Annotated in this window: 13 protein-coding genes; 8 read left to right on the forward strand and 5 right to left on the reverse strand. The window is 66.0% G+C overall.

The features are described 5' to 3' along the window. Positions 1-134: 134 nt before the first annotated feature. The 5 genes from LU671_RS06250 to aceE form a co-directional block, all read right to left on the reverse strand. Positions 135-749, reverse strand: coding sequence for a glutathione S-transferase (locus LU671_RS06250; RefSeq protein ID WP_203649775.1), 615 nt, complete (start codon positions 747-749; stop codon positions 135-137). Positions 750-752: 3 nt separating this feature from the next. After that, positions 753-1421, reverse strand: coding sequence for a peptide-methionine (S)-S-oxide reductase MsrA (gene msrA / locus LU671_RS06255; RefSeq protein WP_232855037.1), 669 nt, complete (start codon positions 1419-1421; stop codon positions 753-755). Positions 1422-1600: 179 nt separating this feature from the next. After that, the gene (locus tag LU671_RS06260) at positions 1601-4294 is read right to left on the reverse strand and encodes a putative bifunctional diguanylate cyclase/phosphodiesterase (RefSeq protein WP_232855038.1); all 2694 of its coding nucleotides are present in this window, start codon (positions 4292-4294) and stop codon (positions 1601-1603) included. Between the two features lie 314 nt (positions 4295-4608). Next, on the reverse strand, positions 4609-6243 hold the full coding sequence (gene aceF / locus LU671_RS06265) for a dihydrolipoyllysine-residue acetyltransferase (RefSeq protein ID WP_232855039.1): 1635 nt from the start codon (positions 6241-6243) through the stop codon (positions 4609-4611). 13 nt (positions 6244-6256) lie between these two features. Beyond that, on the reverse strand, positions 6257-8902 hold the full coding sequence (gene aceE / locus LU671_RS06270; RefSeq protein ID WP_232855040.1) for a pyruvate dehydrogenase (acetyl-transferring), homodimeric type: 2646 nt from the start codon (positions 8900-8902) through the stop codon (positions 6257-6259). 383 nt (positions 8903-9285) lie between these two features. On the opposite strand from aceE, the gene glnE reads away from it, so the two are divergent. From glnE to LU671_RS06310, 8 genes are all read left to right on the forward strand, one after another. Next, positions 9286-12219 carry a bifunctional [glutamate--ammonia ligase]-adenylyl-L-tyrosine phosphorylase/[glutamate--ammonia-ligase] adenylyltransferase gene (gene glnE, locus LU671_RS06275; RefSeq protein WP_232855041.1) on the forward strand — a complete coding sequence of 978 codons (2934 nt, stop codon included), beginning with the start codon at positions 9286-9288 and terminating at the stop codon, positions 12217-12219. Positions 12220-12444: 225 nt separating this feature from the next. Next, positions 12445-13494, forward strand: coding sequence for a lipopolysaccharide heptosyltransferase II (waaF, locus tag LU671_RS06280; RefSeq protein ID WP_028689091.1), 1050 nt, complete (start codon positions 12445-12447; stop codon positions 13492-13494). Continuing rightward, entirely contained in the window at positions 13495-14553 is a 1059-nt protein-coding gene (waaC, locus tag LU671_RS06285) for a lipopolysaccharide heptosyltransferase I (RefSeq protein ID WP_232855042.1), read from the forward strand. Continuing rightward, the gene (locus tag LU671_RS06290) at positions 14553-15677 is read left to right on the forward strand and encodes a glycosyltransferase family 4 protein (RefSeq protein WP_232855043.1); all 1125 of its coding nucleotides are present in this window, start codon (positions 14553-14555) and stop codon (positions 15675-15677) included. The genes waaC and LU671_RS06290 overlap by 1 nt, the downstream gene beginning before the upstream one ends. Further along, a complete protein-coding gene (gene rfaP, locus LU671_RS06295) occupies positions 15674-16480 on the forward strand; it encodes a lipopolysaccharide core heptose(I) kinase RfaP (protein ID WP_203649794.1) in 807 nt (268 codons plus the stop codon). The genes LU671_RS06290 and rfaP overlap by 4 nt, the downstream gene beginning before the upstream one ends. Next, positions 16480-17214 (forward strand): lipopolysaccharide kinase InaA family protein, encoded by a 735-nt coding sequence (locus LU671_RS06300; RefSeq protein ID WP_232855044.1) that lies wholly within the window; start codon positions 16480-16482, stop codon positions 17212-17214. The genes rfaP and LU671_RS06300 overlap by 1 nt, the downstream gene beginning before the upstream one ends. Beyond that, the gene (locus tag LU671_RS06305; RefSeq protein WP_203649805.1) at positions 17211-17963 is read left to right on the forward strand and encodes a lipopolysaccharide kinase InaA family protein; all 753 of its coding nucleotides are present in this window, start codon (positions 17211-17213) and stop codon (positions 17961-17963) included. The genes LU671_RS06300 and LU671_RS06305 overlap by 4 nt, the downstream gene beginning before the upstream one ends. Continuing rightward, positions 17963-19405 carry a lipopolysaccharide kinase InaA family protein gene (locus LU671_RS06310; RefSeq protein WP_203649807.1) on the forward strand — a complete coding sequence of 481 codons (1443 nt, stop codon included), beginning with the start codon at positions 17963-17965 and terminating at the stop codon, positions 19403-19405. Before LU671_RS06305 ends, LU671_RS06310 begins: the two co-directional genes overlap by 1 nt. Positions 19406-19519 lie beyond the last annotated feature (114 nt).

Consider the following 19519-nt stretch of genomic DNA (forward strand, 5'->3'; position numbering starts at 1 on the left):
TGATACCGCGGTAAGTTCTGGGGCTGCTGTGCAGCCCTTTCGCGGCACAAGACCGCTCCTACAGGGTTGAGTGGACTCCTGTAGGAGCGGCCTTGTGCCGCGAAACGAGGGCGCCAGCCCTCGCCAGCGTAGTCTCAGGCTATCGGAGCTGTAGCCACCATCGACGGCCGCTGGCTCACCTCGGCATACCACGCCGCCAGCCCCGGATACAGCCCACGCCAATCGAACTCAGGCTGGCGCAGGTCCAGATACCCCAACGCACAAGCCACGCCAATCGCCGCCAGGTCGAACCCCGAGGCCAGCTCCGCCAGGTGCTCCTGTTCAAGATTGGCCAGGCTGCGGCGGATCTTCTCGCCCTGCGCCTGCACCCAACCGTCCCACTGCTTGTCCGCCGGGCGCAGGAAGGTTTCGTAGCGGGTAGCCACCGCCGCGTCCATGATCGCATCGGCCTGGGAGGCCAGGGTCAGGCGCCGCCAGCGTGCCGAGCCCTCGCGGGGGATCAGCGGCAGGCCGACGTGCTGGCTGTCGAGGTACTCACAGATCACCCGGCTGTCGTGCAGCACGCTGCCGTCGTCCAGGCGCAGGGCCGGGATCTTGCCGATCGGGTTGCCCTGGTTGAGCTGCGCGTCGCTGTTCACCGGGCTGATGTTCACGCCCTGCACGGTGACCCGGTCCAGCTGGCCGGTCTCGTGCAGCACGATCATCACCTTGCGCACGAACGGCGACAGCGGCGAATGGAACAGGATCATGGCTCAGTTGCCCTGCAGGCTGGGTGGCAGGCACACGCCGGTGCCGCCGATACCGCAGTAGCCTTCCGGGTTCTTGGCCAGGTACTGCTGGTGGTAGGCCTCGGCGAAGTACACGGTCGGCGCCTGGGCGATCTCGGTGGTGATCTCGCCGAAGCCGGCCTTGCCCAGCTCGGCCTGGAAGGCGGCCTTGCTCGCGTTGGCTTCATCCAGTTGCTGCGGCGAGGTGCAGTAGATCGCCGAGCGGTACTGGGTGCCGACATCATTGCCCTGGCGCATGCCCTGGGTCGGGTTGTGCAGCTCCCAGAACATCGTCAGCAGCTCGCGGTAGCTGACCCGTTTCTTGTCGAACACCACCAGCACCACCTCGGTGTGGCCGGTCAGGCCCGAGCAGACTTCCTCGTAGGTGGGGTTGGGGGTGAAACCGCCGGCGTAGCCGACCACGGTGCTGACCACGCCTTCGCGCTGCCAGAACCGGCGCTCGGCGCCCCAGAAGCAGCCCAGGCCGAAGATGGCGAAATCGATGTCGCCTTCGAAGAACGGGCCGAGCAGCGGGGTGCCTTCGAACACGTAGTGGAACTCGGGCAGGGTCATCGGGGTTTCGCGGCCAGGCAGGGCCTGTTCCGCGGTGGGCAGGACGTTTTTGTTCACCAGGATTTCCGAACGCAGGGTCATGGCCGTTCCTCTATTTGATATTCAACAACCTGGGGCCGCTTTGCGGCCCTTTCGCGGCACAAGGCCGCTCCTACAGGGGGACGCATGATCCCTGTAGGAGCGGCCTTGTGCCGCGAAAGGGCTGCAAAGCAGCCCCGGCAGGCAAGTGATGTCTATAGTGCCCGAGCTTTACGCCGCTGTCAGTCCACCGGACCACGGGGATAGCGGCGCAGTTTCTCGTTCAGCTCGCGCCCCGGAATCGGCCGGTCGAACAGGTAGCCCTGGCCGACGTCGCAGCGGTGCCGGCGCAGGAACGCCAGCTGCTCGGGCGTCTCGATCCCTTCGGCGACCACCTTGAGCTTGAGGTTGTGGGCCATGGCCACCACCGCCGAGGTGATCTCCATGTCGTCCTGGTTGTCGGGGATCTCGTTGATGAAACTGCGGTCGATCTTGATGATGTCGATCGGGAACTTCTTCAGGTAGCTCAGCGACGAGTAGCCGGTGCCGAAGTCGTCCATGGCCAGGGTCAGGCCCAGGGCCTTGAGCTCGTCGAGCTGGCGGTGGGTGTCCTCAGTGGCTTCCAGCAGCAGGCCTTCGGTCAGTTCCAGCTCCAGCAGGTGCGGCGGCAGGGCTTCCTCCTTGAGGATGCTGCCGATCGAGCTGACCAGCTCGGGGTCGGAAAACTGCTTGGGCGACAGGTTGATGGCCACGTGCAGGTTGCCGAAGCCGGCTTCGCGCAACTGCTGGCTCATGCGGCAGGACTGGCGCACCACCCACTTGCCGATGGGGATGATCAGGCCGGTTTCCTCGGCCACGCTGATGAACTGGTCGGGGCGGATCATGCCGCGCTCGGGGTGGTTCCAGCGCAGCAGCGCCTCCAGGCCAAGCAGGCGGCCGCTGCGCAGGCACAGCTTGGGCTGGTAGAACACTTCCAGTTCGTTCTGGGTCAGGGCGCGGCGCAGGTTGTTCTCGACGAACAGCTTGTAGCTGGCCTCGGCGTTGAGTACCTCGGTGAACACCTGGACCTGGTGCTTGCCGTTGGCCTTGGCCTTGTGCAGGGCCAGGCCCGCGTTCTTCATCAGCGTGGCCGGGTCGCTGCCGTGCAGCGGCGCGCAGGCCAGGCCCACGGAGGCGGTGACATTGATCAGCTGGTTGTCGACGAACATCGGTTTGTCGAGGGTGCGCAGCAGCTGGTGGGCGACGCCTTGGCCATCTTCCAGGTTGGTGTCGTCGAGCAGCACGGCGAACTCGTTGCTGGCGAAGCGCGCCAGGCTGCCGCCATTGGCCAGGCTGTTGCGCAGGCGCCGGGCCAGGCTGATCAGCAGCTTGTCGCCGGTCTGGTGGCCGAGGCTGTCGTTGATCCGCTTGAAGTTGTCGATGTCCACCAGCAGCAGGCAGATGGGGCTGGCGCTGTCGCGGGCGAAGCGCTCGTCGAGGTTGCGGATGAACGCCGGGCGGTTGCCCAGGTTGGTCAGGTTGTCGGTGTAGGCCAGGCGCTCGATGCGCTGCTGGGCCAGCTTGGTCTGGGTGACATCCTCGTAGATGCCGATGTAGTGGGTCAGCTCGCGGTTGTCGCCGTATACCTTGGAGATCGACAGCTGGCCCCAGTACGGCTCGAGGTTCTTGCGCCGGCTCTTGAACTCGCCCTGCCAGCTGTTGCCCATGGCCAGGCTCGACGGCGAGTCGAACAGCAGCTCGCTCAGGTTTTCCAGCGCCGGCAGTTCGGCCAGGTGATGGCCCTGGACCTCTTCGGTGCTGTACTGGGTGATCGCGGTGAAGCTGGGGTTGACGTATTCCACCACGCCGTCGCGGTTGACCAGCAGGAAGGCGCTGGCGCTCTGTTCCACGGCGCGCTGGAACAGGTGCAGGGCGCTGGCGGCGGTGCGCCGGTTGTGGTTGTTGATGACCTGGGCGAACTGGTCGGCCAGCTCGCCGGCGAAGGCGATCTCGTCCGACTGCCAGGCCCGTGGCTGGCCGGTCTGCTCCAGGCACAGCACGCCGACCACCTGGCCGTCGATGCGGATACTGGCATCGAGCATGGCGTTGTCGTCGGTGCTGTAGAGCGATTCGGCCATCTCGCGGGTGCGCGGGTCGTGGCTGGCGTTGTGGGCGTCGATGGCGCGGCTGGCGTGCAGGGCTTCCAGGTAGTCCGGGAAGCGGCTGGCGTCGATTGCCTCGGGCATGCGGTGCTGTTGGTCGCGGCTGTACCAGGCGCTGATCGGCTCCAGGCGCTGGTCGTTCAGGTACCAGATGCTGGCGCAGTCGACCTTGTAGATCTCGCAGGCGCTGCGGGTGATCAGCTCGGCGGCCTCGAGCAGCGAGTTGCCGATGCTGTAGCGCTGGCGGGCCAGGCGCAGGATCAGGTCCTGCTGGGCGCGGACCCGCTCCAGGTGTTCGAGCTGCTCCTGCTGGGCGCGTTGGTTCAATTGCAGGGCCAGTTGCAGGCGGTTGTTGCGCGACTCCAGGTCGTTGGCGTCGAGGTCCGGGGTGTCCTGGCGGTGGTCGTCGAACACCGTCAGGTAGCCGCGCAGCAATTGGCGGTTGTGCTGCTTGTAGCTTTCCCCGACCTCCAGCAGGCGCAGTGGCGCCGGGCAGGCGTGCAGGGTGTAGCGCACCCGGTAGTAGCCGCGCTGGGCCAGCTGCAGCTGGATCTCGTCGTGCAGCTTGTAGCGTGCTTCCGGCTCCATGAGGCTGGCGTAGGGCGAGCCGATCAGGGCGCAGAGCTCGGCGGCGGGCAGGCCGAACTGGCGGTCGCAGGCCGGGTCGAGGTAAAGCATGGCCCAGCTGGCTTCGTTCAGCCGCTCGAAACGCAGCATGCCGAGCCGCGAGGGCACGGGTAGCTGCGTCACGACCTCGGCCGCCACACGGCTGGCGGCATCGGGTTGGCTTTTCATCGAAGACTCGCTTGAACTGGGGCGCGGCCTGGAGCACGGCGCATCGGGCAAGGTTGCATCATGTCCCGTGGGCTGGCAAGCGGCCATGGGGGATGCTGTGAACAGGTTGTCGGCTGCTCTTGCAGAATCTGTAGGACCGGCGGGCGGCAGACGATCGCATCCCCCTGTAGGAGCGGCCTTGCGCCGCGAAAAGGGGGCAAAGCCGTCCCAGCAATCCCAGGCAAAAAAAAGCCCCGCCAATTGGCGGGGTTGAGGTACGAGCGTGGCAGCTCGAAAACGGTGCTGCCCCTCGAGTGAGGGGCAGCGTGCAGCTATTACAGCAGCATGGTGCGGATATCGCCCAGCACGTCGCCCAGGCGCTTGGTGAAGCGCGCGGCGGCGGCGCCGTTGATCACACGGTGATCGTAGGACAGCGACAGTGGCAGCATCAGCTTCGGCTGGAAGGCCTTGCCGTCCCAGACCGGCTGCATGGTCGCCTTGGACACACCGAGGATCGCCACCTCAGGCGCGTTGACGATCGGCGTGAAGCCGGTGCCGCCAATGTGGCCGAGGCTGGAGATGGTGAAGCAGGCGCCCTGCATCTCGTCGGCCGAAAGCTTCTTGGTGCGGGCTTTCTCGGCCAGCGCGGCAGCTTCGGCAGCCAGTTGCAGCAGGCTCTTCTGGTCGACGTTCTTGATCACCGGGACCAGCAGACCGTCCGGGGTGTCCACGGCGAAGCCGATGTGCACGTACTTCTTGCGGATGATCGCCTTGCCGCTTGGCGCCAGCGAGCTGTTGAAGTCCGGCAGTTCCTTGAGCAGGAAGGCGCAGGCCTTGAGCAGCAGTGGCAGCACGGTCAGCTTGACGCCAGCTTTCTCGGCCACGGCCTTCTGCGCGACGCGGAAGGCTTCCAGCTCGGTGATGTCGGCGGAGTCGAACTGGGTCACGTGCGGCACGTTCAGCCAGCTGCGGTGCAGGTTGGCGGCACCGACCTGCATCAGGCGGGTCAGGGCCACTTCTTCCACTTCACCGAACTTGCTGAAGTCCACGGCCGGGATCGGCGGGATGCCGGCACCACCGGTAGCACCGGCGGCTGGAGCTTCCTTGGCCTTCTGCATCATGGCCTTGACGTAGACCTGCACGTCTTCCTTCAGAATACGGCCGTGCGGACCGGTGGCGGCAACAGCGCCCAGGTCGACGCCGAATTCACGGGCCAATTGGCGAACGGCAGGGCCGGCATGGACCTTGGCGTTGCTGCCGGCGGCCGGCGCGGTGGCGACCGGCGCTGGAGCAGGTGCAGCAGCTGGAGCGGCGGCAGGTGCAGCGGCTGGGGCAGCAGCGGCAGCCGGAGCAGCAGCGGCCGGAGCCGGCGCTGCTGCTGGGGCGGCGCCTGCGGCCTTGATCTTGAAGATCAGATCGCCGGTGCCGACTTCGTCTTCCAGCTTGCACAGCACGGCTTCGATCACGCCGGCGCTAGGCGACGGGATTTCCATGGAGGCCTTGTCGGACTCCAGGGTGATCAGCGACTGGTCGGCTTCGACGGTGTCGCCGACCTTGACCAGCACTTCGATGATCTTGGCCTTGCCCGACGAGCCGATGTCCGGCACGTGGATGTCCTGCACGCTGGCGGCAGCCGGGGCTGCGGCAGGCGCAGGTGCGGCTTCAGCGGCCGGCGCTGGAGCGGCAGCAGCTGGTGCCGGGGCGGCGGCGGCCGGAGCCTCAGGCGCCGCAGCGGCGCCCTCGACTTCCAGGACCAGCAGCTCGTCGCCTTCTTTCAGGCGATCGCCCAGCTTGACCTTCAGTTCCTTGACCACACCGGCCTTCGGCGCGGGGATCTCCATGGAGGCCTTGTCGGACTCCAGGGTCAGCAGGCTCTGGTCAGCCTCGATACGGTCACCGACCTTGACGAACAGCTCGATGATTTCACCTTCACCGCTGCCGATGTCAGGTACGCGAATGAGTTCGCTCACTTAAAAATACTCCTCAGCAGTCCAGTGGGTTGCGCTTGTCCGGATCGATGCCGAACTTGACGATGGCGTCAGCCACAACCTTCGGTTCGATCTCGCCACGGTCAGCCAGGGCTTCCAGGGCAGCCAGCACCACGAAGTGGCGGTCGACTTCGAAGAAGTGACGCAGCTTCTTGCGGCTGTCGCTGCGACCGTAACCGTCGGTACCCAGGACCTTGAACTCTTTGCTCGGCACCCACTGGCGAATCTGCTCGGCGAACAGCTTCATGTAGTCGGTGGAGGCGATGACCGGGCCCTTGCGACCGGCCAGGCACTCTTCGACGTAGGTCTGCTGAGGCTTCTGGCCAGGCTTGAGGCGGTTGGCGCGTTCCACGGCTAGGCCGTCGCGACGCAGTTCGTTGAAGCTGGTGACGCTCCACACGTCGGCGCCGACGTTGAACTCTTCACGCAGGATCTTCGCGGCCTCGCGGACTTCGCGCAGGATGGTGCCGGAGCCCATCAGCTGTACGTGGTGCGCGGCTTCGCGGGTGTCTTCTTCCAGCAGGTACATGCCCTTGATGATGCCTTCCTCGACACCGGCCGGCATGGCAGGCTGCTGGTAGGATTCGTTCATCACGGTGATGTAGTAGAAGATGTCCTGTTGCTCTTCGGTCATCTTCTTCATGCCGTCCTGGATGATCACCGCCAGCTCGTAGCCGTAGGTCGGATCGTAGGTGCGGCAGTTCGGGATGGTGCCCGCCATCATGTGGCTGTGACCGTCTTCGTGCTGCAGGCCTTCACCGTTGAGGGTGGTACGGCCGGCGGTACCGCCGATCAGGAAGCCACGGGTGCGGCTGTCGCCGGCGGCCCAAGCCAGGTCGCCAATGCGCTGGAAGCCGAACATCGAGTAGAAGATGTAGAACGGCAGCATCGGCTGGTTGTGGCAGCTGTACGAGGTACCGGCAGCGATGAACGACGACATGGCGCCGGCTTCGTTGATGCCTTCCTCGAGGATCTGGCCCTTCTTGTCCTCGCGGTAGAACATCACCTGGTCTTTATCGACTGGCTCGTAGAGCTGGCCGACCGACGAGTAGATGCCCAGCTGGCGGAACATGCCTTCCATACCGAAGGTACGGGCTTCGTCCGGGATGATCGGGACGATGCGCTGGCCGATGTCCTTGTCCTTGACCAGCTGCGCCAGGATGCGCACGAAGGCCATGGTGGTGGAGATTTCGCGGTCGCCCGAGCCGTCCAGGATCGCTTTCAGCGTTTCCAGTGGCGGGGTTGGCACGCTGAAGCTCTTGGCGCGGCGCTGTGGCACGAAACCGCCCAGGGCGGCACGGCGTTCGGCCAGGTACTTGGCTTCGGCGGAACCTTCTTCCGGCTTGAAGAACGGCAGGTTCTCCAGATCCGCATCCTTGACCGGGATGTCGAAGCGGTCACGGAAGTGACGCAGGCTGTCGACGTCGACCTTCTTGGTGTTGTGCGCGGTGTTCTTGGCTTCGCCGGCACCGGTACCGTAACCCTTGATGGTCTTGGCCAGGATGACGGTCGGCTGCTCTTTGTGGTTCACGGCCTGGTGGTACGCCGCGTAGACCTTGTACGGGTCGTGGCCGCCACGGTTGAGCTTCCAGATCTCGTCGTCGGACAGGTCTTCGACCATGGCCTTGAGCTCTGGGGTGTTGAAGAAGTTTTCACGAACGTACGCGCCATCTTTGGCTTTGTAGTTCTGGTACTCGCCGTCGATGACCTCGTCCATGCGGCGCTGCAGGGCACCGTTGGTGTCCTTGGCCAGCAGTGGGTCCCAGAAACGGCCCCAGACGACTTTGTTGACGTTCCAGCCACCGCCTCGGAACACGCCTTCGAGTTCCTGGATGATCTTGCCGTTGCCGCGAACCGGGCCGTCGAGGCGCTGCAGGTTGCAGTTGATGACGAAGATCAGGTTGTCCAGCTTCTCGCGGCCGGCCAGGGCGATCGCGCCCAGGGATTCCGGCTCGTCGCACTCGCCGTCGCCCATGAAGCACCAGACCTTCTGCTTGCCGGCCGGGATGAAGCCACGGGCTTCCAGGTACTTCATGAAGCGTGCCTGGTAGATCGCCTGGATCGGGCCCAGGCCCATCGATACGGTCGGGAACTGCCAGAAGTCAGGCATCAGCCACGGGTGCGGGTACGAAGACAGGCCTTTGCCGTCCACTTCCTGACGGAAGTTGTTCATCTGCTCTTCGTTGATGCGGCCTTCCATGAAGGCGCGGGCGTAGACGCCTGGCGAAGCGTGGCCCTGGAAGAAGATCAGGTCGCCGCCGTGTTCGTCGGTCGGGGCCTGGAAGAAGTAGTTGAAGCCGATGTCGTACAGGGTGGCGCTGGAGGCGAAGCTGGAGATGTGTCCGCCCAGGTCCGAGTCTTTCAGGTTGGTGCGCATGACCATGGCCAGGGCGTTCCAACGCACCATCGAGCGGATGCGGCGTTCCATGAACAGGTCGCCAGGCATGCGTGCTTCGTGGGTGACAGGGATGGTGTTGCGGTACGGCGTGGTGATGGCATACGGCAGCTGGGAGCCACTACGGGTGGCCAGCTCGCCCATACGGGTCATCAGGTAATGAGCGCGGTCTTCGCCTTCTTTGTCGAGGACCGACTCCAGGGCATCCAGCCATTCCTGGGTTTCGATTGGATCGAGGTCTTGCATGGCTTGCTCCAGGGCGGAAAGGCCACCAGAATCGATGGCCTGAGTTTGCGACTGGCCTTATGGGCAGACGTCGTGAATTCTTGGATTACCGGACAGTCATCCGGCGCGGTGTAGTTTTACTACAAATGCTTTCTCATTTCATGCTTTGGCAGGTCATGAGTAGTAGTAAAACTACACAAATGCGACGTTTGGTCGCATCCCGGGTTGTGGGGAAAAACGTTCATGTTGGTTGGCGGTGTGTCGATGGCAGGTGAATCTTGATGGGTTTTGCCAAATTTTTGATTATTTCAGCTATTTCCAACTTTTGTACGACAGTCCAACCGTGGTCCAACCCCCGTTTGACCTCTGCAACCGCTCTCTTTCACGCCGATCAAGGATAGACCATGCGCCTGCCTTTGCCGCTCGATCTGCCTGCCGCCCTCCAACCGCTGGTCGCTCGCAACCAGCAATTCCTGCGCGATGCCCTGGCAGGTCATCCTGGCCTGGCCCTGGACAGCCTGAGCGCCGAGCACCGCCGTCAGTTCGACCAGGTCGCCGCCGCCAGCGACTTTGTCCTGGCCCAGGCCCAGCGTGATCCGACGATGCTGTTCGAACTGCTGGCCAGCGGCGCGATGGACCAGGCGTTCGCGCCTGGCCAATTGCGCGCGCAGATCAACGCCGTGGCCCAGGCTGCCCAGAACGAGGACGAACTGGCGCGCAACCTGCGCCGCGAGCGCAACCGTCAGCAACTGCGCATCATCTGGCGCGACATTACCCGCCAGGCCGCGTTGCCCGAAACCTGCCGCGACCTGTCCGACCTGGCCGACGCCAGCATCGACGAAGCTTATCAATGGCTGTACCCGCGCCACTGCCAGCAGTTCGGCACGCCCATCGGCAACCGCAGCGGCCAGCCCCAGCACCTGGTGGTGCTGGGCATGGGCAAGCTGGGCGCGGTGGAGCTGAACCTGTCATCCGACATCGACCTGATCTTCGCCTTCCCCGAGGGCGGCGAAACCGAAGGGGTCAAGCGCTCGCTGGACAACCAGGAGTTCTTCACCCGCCTGGGCCAGCGCCTGATCAAGGCGCTCGACCCGGTCACCGTCGACGGCTTCGTGTTCCGCGTCGACATGCGCCTGCGCCCCTATGGCTCGGCCGGCGCGCTGGTGCTCAGCTTCAATGCCCTGGAGCAGTACTACCAGGACCAGGGGCGCGACTGGGAGCGCTACGCCATGATCAAGGCGCGGGTGGTCGCCGGTGATCAGGTAGCCGGCGCGCAGTTGCAGGAGATGCTGCGGCCGTTCGTCTACCGGCGCTACCTGGACTTCTCCGCCATCGAGGCGCTGCGCACCATGAAGCAGCTGATCCAGCAGGAAGTGCGGCGCAAGGGCATGGCCGACAACATCAAGCTCGGTGCCGGCGGCATTCGCGAGGTGGAATTCATCGCCCAGGCGTTCCAGCTGATTCACGGCGGGCGCGACCTGAGCCTGCAGCAGCGGCCGTTGCTCAAGGTGCTGACCACCCTGGAAGGGCAGGGCTACCTGCCGCCGGCCGTGGTCGCCGAGCTGCGCGACGGCTATGAGTTCCTGCGCTACACCGAGCACGCGATCCAGGCCATCGCCGACCGCCAGACCCAGATGCTGCCGGACGATCCGACCGACCGCGAGCGTATCGCCTACATGCTCGGCTTTGCCGACTGGGACAGCTTCCACGGCCAATTGATGCACTGGCGTGGGCGCATCGACTGGCATTTCCGCCAGGTCATCGCCGACCCGGATGAGGACGAAACCGAAGGCGAACTGGTGGTCGGCGGCGAGTGGTCGCCGCTGTGGGAGCAGGCCCAGGATGAAGACGCGGCCTCCCGCCAGCTCGAGGAGGCCGGCTTCCGCCAGCCGGCCGAGGCCCTGCGCCGCCTGACCGCGCTGCGGGCCAGCCCGACCCTGCGCTCGATGCAGCGTATCGGTCGCGAGCGCCTGGACGCCTTCATTCCGCGGCTGCTGGCCCAGGCGGTCGAGCACGACAACCCCGACCTGGTGCTGGAGCGGGTGCTGCCATTGGTCGAGGCCGTGGCGCGGCGCTCGGCCTACCTGGTGCTGCTCACCGAGAACCCCGGCGCCCTGCGCCGCCTGCTGACCCTGTGCGCCGCCAGCCCGTGGATCGCCGAGCAGATGGCCCGCTACCCGCTGCTGCTCGACGAATTGCTCAACGAAGGCCGGTTGTTCAGCCCGCCGCTGGCGCCAGAGCTGGCCGCCGAGCTGCGCGAGCGCCTGACGCGCATTCCCGAGGACGACCTGGAGCAGCAGATGGAGGCCCTGCGCCACTTCAAGCTGGCCCACAACCTGCGCGTGGCCGCCTCGGAGATCAGCGGCAACCTGCCGTTGATGAAGGTCAGCGACTACCTGACCTGGCTGGCCGAGGCGATTCTCGACCAGGTGCTGGCCCTGGCCTGGCGCCAGACCGTGGCGCGCCACGGCCAGCCCAAGCGCAGCGACGGCAGCCTGTGCGACCCGGGCTTCATCATTGTCGGCTACGGCAAGGTCGGCGGCCTGGAGCTGGGCCACGGTTCGGACCTGGACCTGGTGTTCATCCACGATGGCGATCCGAACGCCGAAACCGACGGCGCCAAGCCCATCGACAGCGCACAGTTCTACACCCGCCTGGGCCAGCGCATCATTCACCTGCTGACCACCCAGACCAACTCCGGCCAGCTTTACGACGTGGACATGCGCCTGCGCCCCTCCGGCGCCTCGGGGCTGCTGGTCAGCTCGCTGGGCGCCTTCGAGCGCTACCAGCAGAACGAGGCCTGGACCTGGGAGCACCAGGCCCTGGTGCGGGCCCGCGTATTGGTGGGTTGCAAGCAGGTGGCGACGGCCTTCGAGGCAGTACGGGCGCAGGTCCTCGGCCAGCCTCGCGACCTCGACAAGCTGCGCGTAGAAGTCAGCGAAATGCGCGCCAAGATGCGCGACAACCTGGGCACCAAGGCTACTGCCGCCGGCACCGCGGGCAACGCCTTCGAGGCCGGCCAGTCGTTCGATATCAAGCAGGATGCCGGCGGTATCGTGGATATCGAATTTATGGTGCAATACGCCGCTTTGGCCTGGTCCCACGACCATCCGGCCATACTGCGCTGGACCGACAACATCCGCATCCTCGAAGAGCTGGAACAGGCCGGGCTGATGTCCGCCGCCGACGCCGTGCTGCTGCGCGAGGTGTACAAGGCGTTCCGTTCGGCGTCGCACCGTCAGGCCCTGCAGAAGCAGGCCGGGGTGATCGATGCGGCGCAGTTTGTCGATGAGCGTCGTGAGGTAAGGCGGATCTGGGGTGGACTGGGTCTGACTTGAAATTGTTGGGGCCACTGTGCGGCCCTTTCGCGGCACAAGGCCGCTCCTACAAGGGATTGCGTTCCCTGTAGGAGCGGCCTTGTGCCGCGAAAGGGCTGCAAAGTAGCCCCAAAGGTTCATGCCTCACCACCGGTGGTACACTGTCCGCCACATAGCCTGAATATAAAGAGGGGAGGCCAGGTTGTAGCGCAGCCTGCAGCCTCCCCGAATGTTTCTGGATAAAGCATGAGAATACTGATCATTGGCCCCAGCTGGGTCGGCGACATGGTGATGGCGCAGACCCTGTTCCAGTGCCTCAAACAGCAGCACCCCGACTGCGTGATCGACGTCCTGGCCCCCGAGTGGAGCCGGCCGATCCTCGAGCGCATGCCCGAGGTGCGCCAGGCCCTGAGCTTCCCGCTCGGCCACGGCGCGCTGGAGCTGGCCACGCGCCGGCGCATCGGCAAGTCGCTGGCCGGCCAGTACGACCAGGCGATCCTGCTGCCCAACTCGCTCAAGTCGGCGCTGGTGCCGTATTTCGCCGGTATCCCCAAGCGCACCGGCTGGCGCGGCGAGATGCGCTACCTGCTGCTCAACGACGTGCGCAAGCTGGACAAGGCCCGCTATCCGCTGATGATCGAGCGCTTCATGGCCCTGGCCTACGCACCGGATGCCGAGCTGCCCAAGCCTTACCCGCGTCCGAGCCTGCAAATCGAAGCCGCCAGCCGCGAAGCGGCCCTGGCCAAGTTCGGCCTGGCGCTGGACCGCCCGGTGCTGGCGCTGTGCCCTGGCGCCGAGTTCGGTGAGGCCAAGCGCTGGCCGGCCGAGCACTACGCCGAGGTGGCCGACGCAATGATCCGCCAGGGCTGGCAGGTGTGGCTGTTCGGTTCGAAGAACGACCACCCGGTGGGCGAGCAGATCCGCGACCGGCTTATCCCCGGGCTGCGCGAGGAGTCCTGCAACCTGGCGGGCGAAACCTCGCTGGCCGAGGCCATCGACCTGATGTCCTGCGCCGATGCGGTGGTGTCCAACGACTCTGGCCTGATGCATGTGGCCGCCGCCCTCAACCGCCCGCTGGTGGCGGTGTACGGCTCGACCTCGCCGGGCTTCACCCCGCCGCTGGCCGACCAGGTGGAAGTGGTGCGCACCGGTATCGAGTGCAGCCCCTGCTTCGAGCGCACCTGCCGCTTCGGCCACTACAACTGCCTGCGCCTGCTGGAGCCGGCCAAGGTCATTGCCGCGCTGCAGGGCCTGGGCGGGCCTAACCTGATCGATACCGTGGCCGAGGTCGACTGAGTGCGGGTACTGATCATCAAGACCTCGTCCCTGGGCGATGTCATCCACACCCTGCCGGCGCTCACCGACGCCGCCCACGCCATCCCCGGCATCCGTTTCGACTGGGTGGTGGAAGAAGGCTTCGCCGAGATTCCCAGCTGGCATCCGGCGGTCGACCGGGTGATCCCGGTGGCGATCCGCCGCTGGCGCAAGAATATCTGGCAGACGCTCAAGAGCGGTGAGTGGAAAGCCTTCAAGCAACGCCTGCGCGAGCACAAGTACGACCTGGTAATCGACGCCCAGGGCCTGGTCAAGTCGGCCTGGCTGACGCGTTACGTGAAAGCGCCGGTGGCCGGCCTGGACCGTTACTCGGCCCGTGAGGGCTGGGCCAGCCGCTTCTACAACCGGCGCCTGTCGGTCGCCGTCGGCCAGCATGCCGTGGAACGGGTGCGCCAGCTGTTCGCCCTGGCCCTGGCCTACGACCTGCCGGAAGGGCTGGGCGACTACGGCCTGGACCTCAACCGTTTGCAACTGCCGCCTGCCGCGCCCTACGTGGTGTTCCTGCACGGTACTACCTGGGCCACCAAGCACTGGCCGGAGGCCTACTGGCGCGAGCTGGCCGAGCGCATGGGCCGACGCAAGCTGCAGGTGATGCTGCCCTGGGGCAACCCGGCGGAAAAGGCCCGTGCCGAGCGCATCGCCCAGGGCTTGAACAACTGCCAGGTGCTCCCCAAGTTGAATCTTGTCGGCGTTGCCCGCGTGCTGGCGGCGGCCAAGGCCTGCGTGGCGGTGGACACTGGCCTCGGCCACCTGGCCGCCGCGCTGGACGTGCCGACCATCTCGCTGTTCGGCCCCACCAACCCTGGTCTGACTGGCGCCTACGGACGCGCCCAGATCCACCAGGCGAGCAACTTCCCCTGCGCCCCGTGCTTGCAGAAGAAGTGCACCTACAAACCGAGCGCCGAGGACCTGCGCCGGTTCGATCTCAAACGCGAGTGGCCGCTGTGCTTCACTCGCCTGAATCCCGAGCATGTGGCGGGCCGCTTGAGCGCGCTGCTGCTGGCTGAGGATGTTCGTTGATGCAACTGGCTTTTGTGCTCTACAAGTATTTCCCCTTTGGCGGGCTGCAGCGCGACTTTATGCGCATCGCCCTCGAGTGCCAGAAGCGTGGTCACCAGATCCGCGTGTACACGCTGATCTGGGAAGGTGACATTCCGCCGGGCTTCGAGGTGCTGGTGGCGCCGGTCAAGGCGCTGTTCAACCACCGCCGCAACGAGAAGCTCAGCGCCTGGATGGAAGCCGACCTGGCCAAGCGCCCGGTCGATCGCCTGATCGGCTTCAACAAGATGCCCGGCCTGGACGTCTACTACGCCGCCGACGGCTGTTTCGAGGACAAGGCCCAGACCCTGCGCGGCGGCCTGTACCGCCGCTGGGGTCGCTACCGCCATTTCGCTGAGTACGAGCGGGCGGTGTTCGCGGAGGATGCGCGTACCGAGATCCTGATGATCTCCGAGGTGCAGCAGCCGCTGTTCATCAAGCACTACGGCACCCCCGAGGCGCGCTTCCACCTGCTGCCGCCGGGCATTTCCCAGGACCGCCGCCGTCCGGCCGACGCCGCGGCCATTCGCGCTGATTTCCGCCAGGAGTTCGGCCTGGCCGACGACGAGCTGCTGCTGGTGCAGATCGGCTCGGGCTTCAAGACCAAGGGCGTGGACCGCAGCCTGAAGGCCCTGGCGGCGTTGCCGTCAGCCCTGCGCAAGCGTACCAGGCTGATGGTCATCGGCCAGGACGATCCCAAGCTGTTCCAGGTGCAGAGCACGGCGCTCGGCCTGGGCGAGCAGGTGCAGTTCCTCAAGGGGCGCAGCGATATTCCGCGTTTCCTGCTCGGTGCCGACCTGCTGATCCACCCGGCCTACAACGAGAACACCGGCACCGTGCTGCTTGAGGCGCTGGTCGCCGGCCTGCCGGTGCTGGTGTCGAAGGTTTGCGGCTATGCCCACTACATCGCCGAGGCCGATAGCGGCCTGGTGCTGGACGAGCCGTTCGAGCAGGAGCAGCTGAACCGCTACCTGCAACGCATGCTCGAAGACGCCGGGGCCCGCGCGGCCTGGTCGGACAACGGTGTGGCCTTCGCCGAGACCGCCGACCTGTACAGCATGCCGCAGCATGCCGCCGACGTGATCCTCGGTCAGGAGACCGCATGAAGCTGATACTGGCCGAACCGTTCAAGCGCCTGTGGGCCGGGCGCGATCCCTTCGAGGCCGTCGAGGCCCTGCAGGGCGAGGTGTACCGCGAGCTGGAAGGCCGTCGCACCCTGCGCACCGAGGTCGATGGCGCGGGCTTCTTCGTCAAGATCCACCGCGGCATCGGCTGGGGCGAGATCTTCAAGAACCTGTTCAGCGCCAAGCTGCCGGTGCTCGGCGCCGGCCAGGAATGGCGGGCCATCCAGCGCCTGCATGAAGCCGGTGTGCCGACCATGACCGCAGTGGCCTACGGCGAGCATGGCAGCAACCCGGCCACCCAGCACTCGTTCATCGTTACCGAGGAGCTGGCGCCCACCGTCAGCCTGGAAGACTTCAGCATCGACTGGGTCAAGCAGCCGCCAGCGCCGCGCCTGAAGCGCGCGCTGATCGCCGAAGTGGCGAAGATGACCGGCGGCATGCACCGCGCAGGGGTCAACCACCGCGACTGTTACATCTGCCACTTCCTGCTGCACACCGACCGCCCGGTGACGCCGGAAGACTTCAAACTGTCGGTGATCGACCTGCACCGCGCCCAGACCCGGGCGAAGATCACCCGTCGCTGGCGCGACAAGGACCTGGCCGCCCTGTATTTCTCGGCCCTGGACATCGGCCTGACCCGCCGCGACAAGCTGCGCTTCCTGCGCGGCTACTTCCAGCGCCCGTTGCGCCAGGTGCTCAAGGACGAAGCCGCGCTACTCGCCTGGCTGGAGCGCAAGGCGCAGAAACTCTACGACCGCAAGCAACGTTACGGGGACGCACTCTGATGGCGAGCTGGAACCTGGCGCCCGAGTATGCGCACCTGGCGGCCGATTTCGGCAGTGTCGACGCGGTGTTCGCCATCCAGGGCGAACGCCTGACCCGCGACCCGCTGAGCGAGGTCATCCGCATCGAGCGCGATGGCGTCAACTACTACGTCAAACGCTACACCGGCGCCGGCAAGCACATGCGCCGCTACCTGGGCCGGCCGCGGGTCAAGGCCGAGTGGCAGAACCTCAAGCAGTTCGCCAAGTGGGGCATCCCCACCGCCGATGTGGTCGCCTGGGGGCTCGAGCGCCAGGGCCTGGCCTTTGGCCGCGGGGCAATGATCACCCGCGAACTGCCGCGCACCGAGGACCTCTCGGCGTTGGCCGAACGCAATGATCCGCGTCTGCGCGACAGCGCCTGGGTCGATCACGTCAGCCGCCAGCTGGCACGCCACACCCGGGTGATGCACGATCATCATTTCGCCCACAACGACCTGAAATGGCGCAACCTGCTGGTCGACGACCAGGGCACGCTATTCTTCATCGACTGCCCGACCGGCGACTTCTGGCGCGGCTTCATGCTGCGCCACAGGCTGATCAAGGATCTGGCGTGCCTGGACAAGGTGGCCAAGTACCACCTGTCGGCGACCCAGCGCCTGCGCTTCTACCTGCAATACCGCGGACACGCGCGTCTGAACGCCCGTGACAAGAAGCGCATTCGCCAGGTGCTGGGCTTTTTCGAGGGAAGGGAATGACCGATTACCTGGCCAGTGCCGACCAGGCGCTGCTGCAACGGCACGGGCTGAGCGACTTCGAGGCGCTGTGGGCCCTGCAGCTGGACGCCGTGGACGAACCCAATACCGGCCGTGGCGGCTGGAGCAGCGTGTTCCGCCTGGAGCTCGAGGGCAAGGGTTTCTACCTCAAGCGCCAGAGCGACTACTTCACCCGCAGCCTGCAGCGGCCCTTCGGCGAGCCGACCTTCGCCCGCGAGTTTCGCAACATCAGCCGCTACCAGAAGCTCGACATCCCCGCCCTGCAGGCGGTGTTCTATGGCGAGCGCAAGCAAGCTGGCGAGCACCGGGCGATCCTCATGACCCGGGCGCTGGACGAGTGGACCGACCTCGAGCAACTGCTCGGCCGTTGGGCGCAGATGGACGCGCCGCAGCGCCAGGCGATCCTCCAGGCCTGTGGGCGGCTGGCCCGCACCCTGCACGGCGCCGGGCAGATGCACGGCTGCTTCTACCCCAAGCACATCTTCCTGCGTGAGCGCCGCGAGGGCTGGCAGGCCCAGCTGATCGACCTGGAAAAGACCCGTCCGCTGCTGTTCGGCATGCGCGACCGGGTCAAGGATCTGGAGCCGTTGCTGCGCCGCGCCCGGGCCTGGGACGAAGCGGACGTGCGCGTGCTGCTGGCGGCCTACCTGGAGCAGCCGGCGGACAGCGCCCTGGTATCCACCTGGCTGCAACGCCTGACCCAACGCCGTCGTCACAAAGAGGCCCGCTGATGCGCCTGAGCGAATTGAAGGAGGCCGGGCGCAGCCCTAGCCTGCCGCTGACCGTCACCCTCGCCGACGCCGCGGGCAGCGCCGACCTGCAGCTGCTCAACCTGTTGCGCGTGCTGCCGGGCCAGCGTTATGTCGGCGCGGGTATCTGGCGTGGCACCAAGGTGCTGGCCAAGCTGCTGGTCGGCGGCAATGCCGCCCGGCACTTCCAGCGCGAGCGCGATGGTGCCCTGCTGATGGCCGAACAAGGCCTGACCACCCCACGCCTGCTGGCCGATGGCCTGAAGGAAGGCGAGGGCGGCTGGGTATTGTTCGAATACCTCGACCATGCCGAAAGCCTGGGCGACGCCTGGGCCCGGGTGGAGCAATTGCCGATGCTGGCCGACGAGCAGCACCTGGTGCTGGGCGAGGCCCTCACCGCCGTGGCGCAGATGCACGCCAAGGGCCTGTGGCAGGAGGACCTGCACCTGGACAACCTGCTACGCCAGGACGGCCAGCTGTACCTGATCGACGGCGCCGGCATCAAGGCCGAGACCCCCGGTCAGCAGCTGTCGCGCCAGCGCGTGCTGGAAAACCTCGGGGTGTTCTTCGCCCAGTTGCCCAAACGCCTGGAGCCGTTCATCGAGGAAGCGCTGGTGCACTATGTGCTGGCCAACGCCGAGCACGCGCTGCCGCTGGAAGCGCTGCACAAGCAGGTGGACAAGGTGCGCGCCTGGCGCCTGAAGGATTACCTGGAAAAGGCCGGTCGCGAATGCACCCTGTTCAGCGTCGAGCGCAACCTGTCCGGGCTGCGAGCGATTTGCCGTAACGAAGTAGAGGCGATGCGCCCGGTGCTGGAGCAGGCCGATACGCTGATCGACCAGGGGTATCTGTACAAGACCGGTGGCGCGGCCAGCGTGGCGCGTATCGAGGTGGCCGGGCGCAAGTTGGTGCTAAAGCGCTACAACATCAAGAACACCGCCCACTGGTTCAAGCGCTTCTGGCGCCCGAGCCGGGCCTGGCATTCGTGGATCGAAGGCCACCGCCTGGGGTTTCTCGACATCGCCACGCCTCGCCCCCTGGCGGTGCTGGAGCAGCGGGTGATGGGGCTGCGCAGCACGGCCTACCTGGTAACCGAGTACGCCGACGGGCCGGACCTGATCGAATGCTTCGCGCCCTACGTGGAAAGCGGCGAGGCGCCTGACGAGCAGGTCGAGGCCCTGGCTCGGGTGATGCAGCAACTGATCCGCGAGCGTATCAGCCATGGCGACTTCAAGGGCCACAACCTGTTCTGGCAGGACGGCCAATGGTCGCTGATCGACCTCGACGCCATGTGCCAGCACGCCACCCAGCTCAGCTTCGCCCCGGCCTTCGCCCGGGACCGGGCGCGGCTGCTGCGCAACTGGCCGAGGGACAGCGCGCTGCATCAGCGGCTGGACCAGGTGTTGCCGCGGTTGGCTGATTGAATGATCGGTTGACGCGATCCCTGTAGGAGCGGCCTTGTGCCGCGAAAGGGCTGCGAAGCGGCCCCGGCGATCTTTGCCACAACGCTGAAATCCCGGGGCTGCTTCGCAGCCCTT

This window comes from Pseudomonas sp. NMI760_13 (assembly GCF_021283245.1).
Taxonomy (GTDB): Bacteria; Pseudomonadota; Gammaproteobacteria; order Pseudomonadales; family Pseudomonadaceae; genus Aquipseudomonas; species Aquipseudomonas peradeniyensis.

Coding starts and splice junctions, on each gene's coding strand:
- aceE (WP_232855040.1), bottom strand. CDS start 8,902: ATGCAAGACCTCGATCCAATCGAAACCCAGGAATGGCTGGATGCCCTG.
- LU671_RS06310 (WP_203649807.1), top strand. CDS start 17,963: ATGCGCCTGAGCGAATTGAAGGAGGCCGGGCGCAGCCCTAGCCTGCCG.
- LU671_RS06300 (WP_232855044.1), top strand. CDS start 16,480: ATGGCGAGCTGGAACCTGGCGCCCGAGTATGCGCACCTGGCGGCCGAT.
- LU671_RS06305 (WP_203649805.1), top strand. CDS start 17,211: ATGACCGATTACCTGGCCAGTGCCGACCAGGCGCTGCTGCAACGGCAC.
- rfaP (WP_203649794.1), top strand. CDS start 15,674: ATGAAGCTGATACTGGCCGAACCGTTCAAGCGCCTGTGGGCCGGGCGC.
- msrA (WP_232855037.1), bottom strand. CDS start 1,421: ATGACCCTGCGTTCGGAAATCCTGGTGAACAAAAACGTCCTGCCCACC.
- LU671_RS06290 (WP_232855043.1), top strand. CDS start 14,553: ATGCAACTGGCTTTTGTGCTCTACAAGTATTTCCCCTTTGGCGGGCTG.
- LU671_RS06260 (WP_232855038.1), bottom strand. CDS start 4,294: ATGAAAAGCCAACCCGATGCCGCCAGCCGTGTGGCGGCCGAGGTCGTG.
- LU671_RS06250 (WP_203649775.1), bottom strand. CDS start 749: ATGATCCTGTTCCATTCGCCGCTGTCGCCGTTCGTGCGCAAGGTGATG.
- waaF (WP_028689091.1), top strand. CDS start 12,445: ATGAGAATACTGATCATTGGCCCCAGCTGGGTCGGCGACATGGTGATG.
- glnE (WP_232855041.1), top strand. CDS start 9,286: ATGCGCCTGCCTTTGCCGCTCGATCTGCCTGCCGCCCTCCAACCGCTG.